Annotated in this window: 12 protein-coding genes (1 of these 12 only partly in view); 1 reads left to right on the forward strand and 11 read right to left on the reverse strand. The window is 57.2% G+C overall.

The window, feature by feature from the left end; translation table 11 throughout:
• The 8 genes from sufB to EAV92_RS12300 all read right to left on the reverse strand — a co-directional run.
• A protein-coding gene (gene sufB, locus EAV92_RS12265; protein WP_123041353.1) for a Fe-S cluster assembly protein SufB crosses the window boundary here: on the reverse strand, positions 1-660 show its 5' portion. The gene continues 735 nt to the left of window position 1, outside the view; 660 of the gene's 1,395 nt are visible here — the first part of the coding sequence; it begins with the start codon at positions 658-660; its stop codon lies beyond the left edge, outside the window.
• Positions 661-684: 24 nt separating this feature from the next.
• Positions 685-1,134: a Fe-S cluster assembly sulfur transfer protein SufU gene (gene sufU / locus EAV92_RS12270; protein ID WP_123041354.1), complete on the reverse strand. Its 450-nt coding sequence runs from the start codon at positions 1,132-1,134 to the stop codon at positions 685-687.
• Positions 1,131-2,345 carry a cysteine desulfurase gene (locus tag EAV92_RS12275; RefSeq protein ID WP_123041355.1) on the reverse strand — a complete coding sequence of 405 codons (1,215 nt, stop codon included), beginning with the start codon at positions 2,343-2,345 and terminating at the stop codon, positions 1,131-1,133. Before EAV92_RS12275 ends, sufU begins: the two co-directional genes overlap by 4 nt.
• Before the next feature lies 1 nt (position 2,346).
• The gene (sufD, locus tag EAV92_RS12280; RefSeq protein ID WP_123041356.1) at positions 2,347-3,654 is read right to left on the reverse strand and encodes a Fe-S cluster assembly protein SufD; all 1,308 of its coding nucleotides are present in this window, start codon (positions 3,652-3,654) and stop codon (positions 2,347-2,349) included.
• A gap of 24 nt (positions 3,655-3,678) precedes the next feature.
• On the reverse strand, positions 3,679-4,458 hold the full coding sequence (sufC, locus tag EAV92_RS12285; RefSeq protein WP_123041357.1) for a Fe-S cluster assembly ATPase SufC: 780 nt from the start codon (positions 4,456-4,458) through the stop codon (positions 3,679-3,681).
• Between the two features lie 207 nt (positions 4,459-4,665).
• The gene (locus EAV92_RS12290; protein WP_123041358.1) at positions 4,666-5,244 is read right to left on the reverse strand and encodes a DUF1802 family protein; all 579 of its coding nucleotides are present in this window, start codon (positions 5,242-5,244) and stop codon (positions 4,666-4,668) included.
• A 44-nt stretch (positions 5,245-5,288) separates the two neighbouring features.
• Positions 5,289-6,626, reverse strand: a complete 1,338-nt coding sequence (locus EAV92_RS12295; RefSeq protein ID WP_123041359.1) for a DUF4179 domain-containing protein — start codon at positions 6,624-6,626, stop codon at positions 5,289-5,291.
• Entirely contained in the window at positions 6,613-7,158 is a 546-nt protein-coding gene (locus EAV92_RS12300; protein ID WP_123041360.1) for a sigma-70 family RNA polymerase sigma factor, read from the reverse strand. Before EAV92_RS12300 ends, EAV92_RS12295 begins: the two co-directional genes overlap by 14 nt.
• A gap of 197 nt (positions 7,159-7,355) precedes the next feature.
• Between EAV92_RS12300 and EAV92_RS12305 the strand changes: the two genes are divergently transcribed.
• Positions 7,356-9,101 (forward strand): alpha-glycosidase, encoded by a 1,746-nt coding sequence (locus EAV92_RS12305; RefSeq protein ID WP_123041361.1) that lies wholly within the window; start codon positions 7,356-7,358, stop codon positions 9,099-9,101.
• 346 nt (positions 9,102-9,447) lie between these two features.
• Here the strand turns inward: EAV92_RS12305 and EAV92_RS12310 are convergent, their stop codons facing one another.
• Genes EAV92_RS12310 through EAV92_RS12320 form a run of 3 tightly spaced genes read right to left on the reverse strand, consistent with a single transcriptional unit; the run spans position 9,448 to position 13,174 of the window.
• Positions 9,448-11,058, reverse strand: coding sequence for an alpha-amylase family glycosyl hydrolase (locus EAV92_RS12310; protein WP_123041362.1), 1,611 nt, complete (start codon positions 11,056-11,058; stop codon positions 9,448-9,450).
• The gene (locus EAV92_RS12315) at positions 11,055-11,885 is read right to left on the reverse strand and encodes a sugar ABC transporter permease (protein ID WP_123041363.1); all 831 of its coding nucleotides are present in this window, start codon (positions 11,883-11,885) and stop codon (positions 11,055-11,057) included. The genes EAV92_RS12310 and EAV92_RS12315 overlap by 4 nt, the downstream gene beginning before the upstream one ends.
• Entirely contained in the window at positions 11,882-13,174 is a 1,293-nt protein-coding gene (locus EAV92_RS12320) for a carbohydrate ABC transporter permease (protein WP_123041364.1), read from the reverse strand. Before EAV92_RS12320 ends, EAV92_RS12315 begins: the two co-directional genes overlap by 4 nt.
• Positions 13,175-13,180: the final 6 nt, after the last annotated feature.

Here is a 13,180-nt window from a genome sequence, read left to right on the forward strand (position 1 = left end):
TTCGTCGGCGATGATGAGCGTACGCTCGAATTGGCCCATGTTTTCGGAGTTGATCCGGAAGTAAGCCTGCAGCGGAATTTCGCATTTGACGCCTTTCGGGACGTAAATGAAGCTGCCGCCGGACCATACAGCGCTGTTCAGCGCCGCGAACTTGTTGTCCGTGTAAGGCACGACCGTGCCGAAATGTTCCTTAAAAATTTCCGGATGCTCGCGCAGCGCGGTGTCGGTATCCATGAAGATAACGCCCTGCTTCTCGAGATCCTCCTGCATGCTGTGGTAGACGACCTCGGACTCGTACTGTGCCGAGACGCCGGCAAGGAACTTCTGCTCCGCTTCCGGAATGCCGAGCTTGTCAAACGTCGCTTTGATCTCTTCCGGGACTTCTTCCCAAGTCTTGCCTTGCTTCTCGGAAGGCTTGACGTAGTACTGGATGTCCTCGAAGTCCAGATCGTCCATGTTGCCGCCCCAACGGGGCATCGCCGTCTTCTTGAACTGCTCGAGCGATTTCAAGCGGAACTGGAGCATCCATTCCGGCTCGCCTTTCATTTCGGAAATCGTGCGGACGATCTCCTCCGTCAGTCCTTTGCCGGACTGGAAAATCGCTTTATGTTCGTCGCGGAAACCGTATTTGTACTCTTCGAATTCGATTTGCTTCGCCATCGCGTGAGTCCCTCCTTCTTCCCGTTATTGTTCGATGCCTTCGTGCTGGCCTTGCCCGTTTTCCACGCCTTTGCGGAGCGCGTTCCAAGCGAGCGTCGCGCATTTGATGCGCGCCGGGAACTTGTTCACGCCGGACAGGGCTTCTATATCTTCGTACTCATCGAAGTTCACGTCCTCGCCCTTCATGAGGGACGAGAACTTCTCCGCCATCGAGAGCGCTTCTTCCGTCGTTTTGCCTTTGACCGCGTCCGTCATCATCGAGGCCGAGGACATGCTGATCGAGCAGCCTTCGCCGCTGAACTTGGCGTTCTTGACGATGCCGTCCTCGATCTGCAATTGCAGGCTGATCCGGTCTCCGCAGGTCGGATTGTTCAAGTTCACGGTCACGGAACCGTCATCCATCGTGCCGCGGTTGCGGGGAGTTTTATAATGATCCATAATGACGCGGCGGTACAGATCGTCGAGATGACTCATCCGAAAAACTCCTTTGTTTTGACCAGCGCGTCCACGAGACGGTCGACATCCTGCTCCGTGTTATATAGATAAAAGCTCGCCCTGGCCGTAGCGCTGACTTCGAGCCACCGCATCAGGGGCTGGCAGCAGTGGTGTCCGGCGCGTACGGCAATGCCGTACGTATCGAGCACCGTCGCCACGTCGTGGGGATGAACGTCGCCGAGATTGAAAGTGACCAATCCGGCGCGTTCCTCGCGCGGCCCGTATATTTTCAGATCGTCGATCGCGGACAGGCGTTCCATCGCGTATCGGGTCAGCTTCTTCTCGTGCGCGTCGATTTGCTGAAGGCCGATCTGCTCGAGGAAATCGATCGCGGCTCCGAGACCGACCGCTCCGGCGATGATCGGCGTGCCGCCTTCGAATTTCCAAGGCAAGTCCTTCCAGGTGGAGTCGTACAGTTCGACGAAATCGATCATCTCACCGCCGTATTCCACCGGTTCCATGCGCTCCAGCAGCTGCGACTTGCCGTACAAAGCGCCGATGCCCGTCGGCCCGCACATTTTGTGTCCGGAAAACGCGTAGAAATCCACGTCCAGCGCCCTGACGTCCACTTTGAGGTGGGGCGTGCTCTGAGCGCCGTCGACGACGAGTACGGCACCTTTGCGGTGCGCGATTTTCGCGATTTCGGCAATGGGGTTGACCGTTCCGAGCACGTTGGAAACGTAGGTGATCGAAACGATTTTCGTCTGCTCGGTCACCGTCTTCTCGACGTCTTCCAACGAGACCGTGCCGTCCGGTTGCAATGGAATGTACTTCAAGGTCGAGCCGGTCGCTTTCGCGGCCTGCTGCCACGGAATCAGGTTGCTGTGGTGCTCCATCGGGGTGATGACGATCTCGTCACCTTCGCGAAGCACCGACCGGGCATAGCCGGAAGCGACCATGTTGAGAGCGGTCGTCGTACCGCGGGTGAAAATGATCTCCCGCGTGCTGGCCGCATTCAGGAACCGCGCGACCTTTTCCCTTGCGCCTTCGTAGGCGTCCGTCGCCCGGGAACCGAGCGTGTGGACGCCGCGGTGGACGTTGGCGTTGTCCCATTCGTAGTATTTGCGGATCGCGTCGAGCACGACTCTCGGTTTTTGCGTCGTGGCGGCGTTATCCAAATAAACGAGCGGATGCCCGTTAATCTCTTGATGGAGAATCGGAAATTCGGCTTTCAGCGCGATCGGGTCCATATTACCCCAGCTTTCTCTCCAGGATTCGGTGCAATTGTTCGCGCAGTCCCGCGAGCGGAATTTCGGAAACGACCGGGTCCAGGAACCCGTGGATGATAAGGCGTTCGGCTTCTTTGCGGCTGACGCCGCGCGACATCAGGTAGTACACCATCTCGGGGTTGACTTGGCCGACGCTGGCCGCATGGCCCGCTTTGACGTCGTCTTCGTCGATGAGCAGGATCGGGTTGGCGTCGCCGCGCGCTTTCGGGCTCAGCATAAGTACTTTCTCCGTCTGCTGGCCGTTCGCTTTGGTGGCGCCGTGCTCGATTTTGGTTACGCCGTTAATGATGGCGGTGGCTTCTTCCTTCATGACCGCGCGGGTCACCATGTCGCTCTCCGAGGATTTGCCGAAATGCACGGCACCCGTCGTGAGGCTCATGCGCTGGCTGCCCGTTCCGACGGAAATGATTTTGGAGTCGGACGTCGAGCCGTTGCCTTTGAGCACCGACTTGGTGTCGGTCAGCGTGTTGCCGTTGTGCAAGTCGCCGATGATCCATTCGACGCGGGCGTCGTTCGCCAGTACCGCACGGCGGTAAGCGACGTCGACGACTCCGGCATCCATATGGTGTACGGCCGCGTAGCGGACATGCGCGCCGGCTTTGGCGAAAATTTCGACAGCGCTGTTATGAAGCAGCGTTTGCCCGTCTTGACCGTCCAGCAGCGTCGCCGCTTGTTCCACGAATGCGACGCGGCTGTTGGTATCCGCCACGATCAATACGTGAGGCATGAACGTCGCTTCCGCGTCGTCCGCGAACAGCAGCGCTTGGATCGGGAATTCGATGTCGACGTTGCGGGGCACGTACAGGAAAACCCCGCCGTTCCACAATGCCGCATGCACGGCGGCCAGCTTATGCTCGTCTTTCTTGTACTCCGTCATCAAATGGTCCTTGACCAGTTGCTCGTGCGAGCGGGCCGCTTCTTCCAAGCTCGTCAGCACGACGCCTTGCTTCTTGAGGTCATCGGACAAACGGGTGTAGATGACGGACGAATTATGCTGAACGATCAGCGCGCCCTGCGTATCTTCGGGCAGCAGGCCGGCGATCGCGGCCGGCAGATCCGCCGTTTGCGCAACGGCCGTGCCGGGGCGGTTCGTTCCGTATTGGTCCAGCGTCCAACGGGTAAGCGGCATTTTCTCCGGTTTCGGCAGTTCCAGCTTGGAAGCCAGTTCTCCGGCTTCCTCGCGCCATTCCGTCAGCCAAGCCGGCTCATTCTTGCTGCGGGACAACGCAGCCGCCGCTTCCCGGCCGAAAGAGGTGGTCGGTGTGCTCATGATCGTATAACCTCCCTTATCCTCTTACGCCTGGCCGACCGTCTCGTCGACGATGCCCAGTTCTTCTTTCACCCAATCGTAACCTTCCGCTTCCAGGCGCTCCGCGAGCTCCGGACCGCCGGATTTGACGATGCGGCCTTGCATCATGACGTGCACGAAATCGGGTTTGACATAGTTCAGCAAACGCTGGTAGTGGGTGATGATCAGGAAGCCGCGGTCTTCCGCGCGCATGGCGTTAACGCCGGCGGCCACGATTTTCAACGCGTCGATGTCGAGGCCCGAGTCGATCTCGTCGAGAACGACGATTTTCGGGTCAAGCATCATCATCTGCAGGATTTCGTTGCGTTTCTTCTCGCCGCCGGAGAAGCCTTCATTCAGGTAGCGGTGCATGAACTCGGGGTTCATCTCCAGCTCCTTCATTTTGCCTTCCATTTGGCGGACGAACTTGATCAGGGAAATCTCATTGCCCTCACCGCGGCGAGCATTGATGGCGCTGCGCAGGAAGTCGGCGTTGGTGACGCCGGTGATTTCGCTCGGATATTGCATGGCCAGGAACAGGCCGGCACGGGCGCGCTCGTCCACTTCCATCTCCAAAACGTCTTCGCCGTTCAGGGAGACTTCGCCGTCCGTGACTTCATACTTCGGATGGCCCATCAGCGTGGAAGCCAGCGTACTTTTACCGGTACCGTTGGGTCCCATGATCGCGTGGATTTCCCCGCCGTTGATTTTGAGGTCGATCCCTTTCAGGATTTCTTTACCCTCGATGGTCGCCTTCAGACCGCGAATCTCAAATTGCGTGGACATTTGTCGTAACCTCCATGTGTTCTCTCGGGTGCGAGCCGAACCCCCATAAGCCTTGTTTCGTCGAACGATCCGGAAATTGTCGCAACCTTATTTAGAATAATTATAAAGTGATTCTCAGTGATTCTCAATACAATTTTATGAAAACCGCATGTAAAATGCAAACCGGGCCTTGGCCCGTAACAGGCAAGGTCCGGTATCGCGCTTGCATTACCCCTGTATGGCTTTGCGAACGTTGTCGGCCATGAAGGCGAATTTGTCGTCGTCGAGAATCGGATACGGTTTCGGCGAAGGCAGCTGCTCCTGCACTCGAAGCCAGGATTTACAGCCGGCGTAGGTTTCGTTCATCGGCACGTCAGCGGGCGCCGTGAGTCCGTACATGCGGAGGATCAACACGTGAAGGGGCTTCGTCTTTTTCCACTTCAGCCGCTCCTCGGCATAGTCTTCCGTCCAGATGTGCAGATCATCCAACCGTTTCAGCGTCTCGGCGTCGGTCACTTCGATGTCTTCCACGACTTCGGCATAGGAAGCGATCCGTACGCTACCCGGATTACTGGCCGCTTCCTCCTGCGTCGAGCGGAGCGCGTCTGCGGCTTCCGGTTTGACCAGGTGCGGCTTCTGGTGCTCGAAGGAAGGAAAAAGATAGAAGCTATGGCTTTGCAGGCTGAAATCCTTCGTCTCCTCGGCGATGCCGCCCTTGCGCAGTACAATCACCTGGCGTCCTTCCTCGAGAGCCCGCACGGCCACCGCCCATTCCCTCAGCGCGATCGGTTTGTCGTTTTCGTTCATGCTCCGTCCCCTCCCCTGCATGTTCCTTCATTATAGCACAAGGATCAGCGGGGGATCTCGAGGCGGAACTGCATGTCCGGATCATAAGTAATCGGAACGACCGGAGCGGTCGCGAATACCAGTTTGGCATCGGCTGGGACGGGGGCGATAACTAACATTTGTTCTTCCTGATGGATGTTCGGCACGGGTCTTCCTAAAATGTCGGGCATGGTCCCGTTTTCCCGCTCTACCCAGAAGTATTGCGACTGTTGATTCGGATTGGATCCTTCCGTCTTGAAGTGGATAACTGTTTGATCTTCGAAATATTCGATTTTCGTGACGAACACCCGTCCCGCTTTTCCTTGCGGAAGAACGATCGGTTCTCGTTCCGACGGGATGCCGTCCATCGGCACTCGGGAAATCGCATTGGGATCAGGTAGACCGGAATCGCCATAAACGTAATGGAACGGACGGATGGTCAAATAACGGGTGCCCGATCTCAACGGGCTAAACATATCCGATCGGAATCCGCTGGATGCGGGCAATCCGCCTCCAACCGTTTCGCTGTTGTAGGAGTAGATCTGTCCTTTGTCCCCGACGACGTCGAAACCGACCATCATCTGATCCATATCCGGATCCTTCGGCGTCATTTTGTAACTGAATTCTGAAGTCAAAGGCGATAACGCGAACCGGCCTAACTCCAGACTGAACAGACCGTTCTCGACACGCTTGCCGGATTCGATGACGATGATGCGGTCCGTCTTGGCGATGTTTCGGGAAATCACCCACTTCCCGTCTTGGCTTCCGATCCGGGTCACCTCTAGATCCATGCGAAAAGAGCTCGGTCGATAGGCAGCAAAAGAAGTCGTGAGGATGCCTCGGCTTCGGCGGGAAGTGACCTGCTCTCCGTCCACGATGACGGGAGGCTGGTTTCCTCCCTTGTCGTGAACGATTTTTTCAATCGCCACGCCGTCTATTTTCATGTTCACCTCGAGATTCTTCCCCGACAGGTCGCGATCGGAATCGATTTCGTAGTCGATCCGAAGAACATGGCCGTCATAGATGACGTCCATGATTTGAAAATCAATTCCCTGATCGCTCGCCTGCTGCAACGGCTTTGTCTTCGAATCCGGAATCAGCGAGCCGACGACCGGGATGCTGCGGAGTTCCGATTGTACGTCCGAACCGGCCCCAGCGACGAAAGCGAACAATCCGCCTAAAACGATACAGACCGAAGCCGCGGACAACGTCCATTTTCGCAGCGCCTTTCTTCTCTGCATCGTTTTCGAATCCGGCAATGCCTGCAAAGTTTGTTCGATCCTCAGGGCAACGAGGGACGGAAGCGTTTCGCTCTGATTCGTCGATTGGCGTCTGAGCGCGATCTCCGGATCAATGTAACTCATAGCCCACACCTCCTTCTTCCGGTTCGGTTAACGTTTTGGCCAATTTCTTTCTCGCCCGGTACAGCTTGGATTTGACGGTACCTTCCGAGATGTTCAGCACGGCGGCGATCTCGGCAATCGGCTGATCCGCGAAGTAATGCAGCTTCACGATCGTGCGTGCCGGTTCGCCAAGGCGGTCGACCGCGTCATGCAGGTCCATATCCCCTGCGGCTCGTGCAATCGCCGGCGCTTTCGGCATGTTTGCCAGAAATGCCGCAAAACGTCTTTTCCGCCGGCTCGCCGCCATGCATTCCCGGATCAAGATCCGAAAAAGCCACGTACGAAAATAAGCGGGCTCCCTCAACCTGGTGATATGGCGGTAAGCTTTTAGGATCGTTTCCTGGATCGCGTCGGCCACATCTTCGTCCTGTCGCAGCATAGAACGCGCCATTTTGTACAATTCCAACTGCGAGTCACGGATCAGTCTCGAGAATGCTTCGCGATCCCCGGACGCTGCGAGCCTAATATCCGTATGCCGAATCCCATCGTTCATACTCGGCCTCCTTTCTTTCTATTTCGTTAGAGGCGCGGGTTCCCCATTCGGTTCCCATGCGGTATAATAAAAAGTAATTTGAAGGCCATGCTGTCTGCTGAACAAGCCAGGCACAACCTCGGAACGCGTTTGCGGGAGGTTGTGCTTTTTTGCGTCCATCGCAGCAGTTCCACCGAGGAAACAAGGAGGAATTTCATATGCTCAAGGAAGCGATTTACCACCGTCCGAAAAACAACTGGTCCTACGCCTACGACCGTCGCAACATTCATATCCGCATCCGCACCAAGCGGGGAGACGTCGAACGGGTGGACCTGCTCCACGGGGATAAGTACAATTGGCACGTCATCGGGCACGAAACGACGGCGATGCGCGTGTTCGCGCAGGATGCGCTGTTCGATTATTGGCAAGCCGAGGTACAGCCGCAGTACCGCCGCCTCAAATACGGGTTTCTCCTGCAAGCCGGCAAAGAGAAGCTGTGGCTCAACGAGCAAGGCTTCCACGAGAAAGAGCCGAATCACAATTTGTATTTCGAGTTTCCGTTCCTCAATCCTGCCGACGTGTTTCAACCTTCGGCTTGGGTAAAGGATGCGGTGTTCTATCAGATCTTCCCGGAGAGGTTCGCCAACGGGGATCGGTCCAACGATCCGGAAGGCGTCGAGCCTTGGGGCGGGGAACCGGAGCCGTTCAACTATTTCGGCGGCGACCTGCAGGGGGTCATCGACCATCTCGACCATCTGGAGCGGCTCGGCGTGAACGCGATCTACTTCAACCCGCTGTTTGCCGCGAGAACGAACCACAAATACGATACCGAGGATTATTTGAAGGTCGACGCGCATTTCGGCACGAACGAAACGTTGAAGGAACTCGTAAAGGAATGCCATTCCCGCGGGATCCGCGTGCTGCTGGACGCCGTGTTCAACCATAGCGGCCGCACGTTCGCTCCGTTCGTCGATGTGCTGGAGAAAGGCGCCGATTCCAAGTACGCGGATTGGTTCCACGTCCGTGAGTTCCCGCTCGAGGTGCGGGACGGCATCCCCACCTACGACGCGTTCGCTTTCGAAAAGCACATGCCGAAGCTCAACACGGAAAATGAGGATGTCCAAAAATATCTGCTCGAGGTCGCGCGCTACTGGATCGAGGAAGTCGACGTTGACGGATGGCGGCTGGACGTGGCCAACGAGGTTGACCACCGTTTTTGGCGTAAGTTCCGCGAGGTCGTGAAGGCCGCGAAGCCGGAAGCTTACATTCTCGGCGAGATTTGGCATGACTCCCTGCCGTGGCTGGGCGGCGATCAGTTCGACGCGGTCATGAACTACCCGCTGACGGAAGCGATCCTTGATTATGCGGTGCGAGGAACACGGGACGGCCGACAGTTCGCCGACCTGGCCGGGTACCTGCTGGCCGCTTATCCGCAGCAGGCGACGGAGGCGGCGTTCAACTTGCTGGGGAGCCACGACACTCCTCGCCTGCTGACCCTGAGCCAAGGGGATAAGCGGAAGGTGCGGCTGGGCTCGGTCATCCAATTCACGATGGCCGGCACTCCCTGTATCTACTATGGCGACGAGATCGGCATGGACGGCGGACAGGATCCGGGTTGCCGTAAATGTATGGTATGGGAAGAGGATAAGCAGGACGCCGAGCTGTTCGCGTTTTTCGCGGAGCTGGTGCGATTGCGCAAAGCGCATCGGGCGCTGCGGGACGGAAGCTTCGAGATGCTGTCGTCCGAGGAGGGCCGGTCCGCGATCGCGTATTTGCGGGAAGCGGACGGCGAGCGCTTCATCGTTGCGCTGAACGCGGGCAAGCGCAAGGCTTCGCTGGCGGTCGCGCTGCCGGAAGCTGCTGCGCCGGAGGTTGTGTTCGGCGAAGGAACCGCCGAGCTCCGCGGGCGAAAGCTGCATGTTGCGCTGCCGCCGCTGGGGTACGCGATCGTTAGAGTGTTATAGGAAGCGAAATTACGAAATGGACTGGAGAATCTCCAGTCCATTTTCATTTATTGGATGATTTGGATACGTGGAGTGGAAATCCTGCAGTTTAATTCGACTCAACAGCGGGGAGACGCCTCTCCCCGCCGATTCTACTGGAGTATTTCCATTTTAATTGAGGTGTTGTTGTCTTCAAACCGGAATAAGCAGGAGGTTTTCCAGTCCGCGCTTGAACATAGTTGGAATTTCTCCCACTAATTCGGCGCAAACCGGTCGTTCCCGGGCAAACTGCTAATCTTCAAGACATAGCAAAAACCCCGTTTGCCGGAAGGGGGTCCGGCATAACGGGGTTTTTCGCATTACATTCTCAAGGCTTTAAAACGGCGGTCGAGTACGGCGGCAGCGCCAATTGGCCGTCTTTCAGCTCTGCCTTCTCGTCCGTCGTGAAGGCGATCTTCGCATACTCGGTCGGATCGGCCTTCGAAGACTTGATCGCCACGGTCTGCGGCTTGCCCGACAAGTTCGTCAGCACGAGCCGCTTCTCCTCGCCCGCGCCGCGGGTGTACGCCATTACGGAGGCGTTATCCGCATCGTATTCGCCGATGACGTTGCTGCGCAACGCAGCATCCTGAGAACGCCAGGAGATCAGCGTCCGATAACGGTCCAGAAGGGAGCCGGGGGTCTCCACTTCCGCTTCGACCGATACCGAACCGTCTCCGCGTCCGGTCGCCGGTTCCCATTTCGTCTCCTCGGGATCGCCGGGGGCGCGCTTCCACGGAAATGGCTCGCGGATCCGCTCGTCCGGCTTGTCGCCGGTCATGCCGAGCTCTTCGCCGTAGTAGATGAACGGTTTGCCCGGCATCGTCAGGAGCATGGCGGCCGCGGTTTTGGCATGGTCCAAATTGCCTTTCAAGGCCGTCATGACGCGCGTTTGGTCATGATTGGACAAGATCGGCGCTTCGATGAATTTGCCGTCGGATTGCTTGTTATAGAATTCATGGATGCGGGACAACGTGTATCCCAGGTTCGACGCGCTTTCGTTCTGGGCGGCGCCGATGAGGTTGCCGGCCAGATCGAAGTTGAACGCCGAGTCGAGCGCCTTCAGGAAAGGGCCGACTCTCGCGGTAGCGTCCCATACCTCTCCGACCAAGTAAACGTCCGGCTTTACCTGCTGCATCGCCTGCTTGAACTCCGACCACCAAGCGACGCTCTTGTTCAGCGTCTTGTTGTTCTTGTCGGTGTTCAAATCCTCGTAGATATGCTTTGCCGCATCCAGCCGGAAGCCGTCGACCCCCTGCTCGAGCCAGAACTTGCCGACGGAGATGATCTCCTGCCGGACGGCCGGCTCGTCGAAGTTCAAGTCCGGCATGCCTTCCCAGAAAATCCCGAGATAATGGCTGCCGTTCTTCTCGTGCCAGGCTTCCGAAGCGCCCGCGGCGCTGGAGCCGGCCGTTTCGCGGCCGGAATCCTCCGCCCATACGTACCAGTTCCGGTGTGCGCTGTCCTTGCCGGAAGCGGAATCGATGAACCACGGATTCTCGGAGCTCGTATGGTTCACGACGAGGTCCATGATCACCTTGATTCCGCGTTTATGCGCTTCGGACACGAGTTTCTTCAAATCGTCCATCGTGCCGTAATCCGGGTTCACCGCGCGATAGTCCGTCACGTCGTAACCATGGTAGGAAGGCGATGGGTTGATCGGCATCAGCCAGATGCCGTCAACGCCGAGATCGTTGCCTTCGCCCGGCCTGCCGTCGTTCAGGTAATCCAGCTTCGCGGTGATTCCGTTCAAATCGCCGATGCCGTCGCCGTTCGAATCGGCGAACGACCGGACGAAAATTTCATAGTACACGTTGGACTGGGCGGAAGCCTTTGGTTTGTCGTTCTTGCCTCCGCCTCCGCCAACGGAGCAAGCTGCGACAGCGGCGCTCAGAGCCAAGACGGAGACGACGGAAACGATCCGTTTCAAACGGCTCATCCTTTGCTAGCGCCTGCCGTCAAGCCGTCCACGAGGAACCGCTGCGTGTACATGAACAGTGCCGTGATCGGGATGGCAACGAGTACGCATCCCGCGGCGAACAAGGTGAACTCCGTGCTGTTATAGGCATCGATGATGTTCCACAAGCCGACGGCCAACGTCCACTGCTCCGGCGATCTCAGGATCATCCGGGCGAAAATGAAGTCGACCCAGGCGCCCGCGAACGTAGTCAGCGAGATATACGTGATGATCGGACGGGAAAGCGGCAGGATGATGCTCGTGAAAATCTTCATGTGGCTCGCGCCGTCGATCCGCGCCGCCTCTTCCAGGCTGCGGGGGATCGTGTCGAAGAAGCCTTTGGCCACGAACATGCCCAGCGCCGCGCCTGCGGAGTACACGATGATCAGCGCCCACTGCGTATCCAACAAGTTCAGCGTGTTAAAGATGACGAAGAGCGCCATGATGCTGAGGAATCCCGGGAACATGCCCAAAATCAGCGTGACCGTCATGAGCGATTTGCGCCCTTTAAAACGGAAACGGGAAAACGCGTAGGCCGTCAGCAGCTGAATCAAGGTACCTAAAATCATGCTCGCCGTCGCGACCTTCAACGTGTTCCAATACCACGTCGCGTACGGAATGCTCCGGTCCGCGCGGTCCCGGAACAGGTCGCGGTAGTGTTCCAGCGTCCATTTCGTCGGAATGAAATGGTCGCTGAACAACGAGTTGCCCACCCGGAAGGAGGACAGAACCGTCCACAAAGCCGGGTACAACGCCGCGCATCCGATCAGAATGAGCAGCAGGTAGCTGAAAATCAGGCGTGGTTTCATTGGATCATGTCCTCCTCCTTGAACGATCTCGTTCTCCGGTACAGGAGAATGGCCATGGTAGCGATGAACAGGAAGATCAGGATCGACACGGCTGCGGCGATGTTGTATTGGTTGAAGTCGAGCGTCAACTTATACAGCCACGTCACGAGAAGATCCGTTTCGCCCGCGTTGTTGTAGTTCATCGTGGCGGGGTTGCCGCCGGTCAACAGGAAAATGACGTTGAAGTTGTTGATGTTGCCCGCGAACTGCGTGATCAAGATCGGCGCGGTCGCGAACAGCACGTATGGCATCGTGATGTTGCGGAACTTCATCCAGCTGGAAGCCCCGTCCACGTCCGCGGCTTCGTACAGGTCCTTTGAAATGTTCGTCAGGATGCCCATGACGAGAACCATCGTGACCGGGATCCCGATCCACATGTTCACCACGATGACCGAGACTTTCGCCCAGAACGGATCGTTCAGCCAAGGCAGCCCTTCAAGACCGAACGCCCGGAAGTACTGGTTGATCGGACCGAACTTCTCGTTCAGCATGTTTTTCATGATCAGAAGGGATACGAATTGCGGGATCGCGTAAGGAATAATGAACAGCATCCGCCAGAATCCCTTGAACTTGATGCCTTGCTGGTTGATGAGCAGGGCGACGAGAATCCCGCCGAAGTAGCAGGTGACGGTCGCCATAATGGCCCAGATGATCGTCCAGGTCAAGACGCCGAAAAACGTGTTGCTCCAAACGTTCAGCGTGAACAGCTTATGGAACGTCGCGAATCCGACCCAATCGACCAGGTTTTTAGGCGGTATATGGTTCGGCGATGCGTAGTTCGTGAACGCGATCAGCGAAGTGAACACGATCGGCATGATCGTGAAGAACACGACGCCGATGATCGGCAGGGCGAGCAGCATCCATGGGAACATGGTGCTCTGAAGGTCCTTAAGGTCCCTGCCTTGTTCGCGTTTGCGCCCGATGGCCACGGCATCGCGGATATTCATCATGTAAATGACGACGTAGAGAAGGACGACGAGTGCCGCCAATACGCCGTGAATCATCATGAAGACGGAGTGGTCCCCGGGGACGTTTTTATAGATTTTGCCGACTTTCTCCAGGTGCTGTCCTTTGGTTCCCAACGTTACGAGTCCTTGCAAATAAGGGAACAGTTTGGACGCGATCAGAAAGATTCCGGCGGCATGGATCAGGACGAACAGAAGGCCCTTGGCGTATTGCCTGTTGTACCACTGTCCCAATCCCATGCACAGTGCCGAAAGCCAACCCGCCGCCGCTGCATGTCGCTTCAAGCTGAC

The sequence above is a fragment of the Cohnella candidum genome (genome assembly GCF_003713065.1).
Taxonomy (GTDB): domain Bacteria; phylum Bacillota; class Bacilli; order Paenibacillales; family Paenibacillaceae; genus Cohnella; species Cohnella candidum.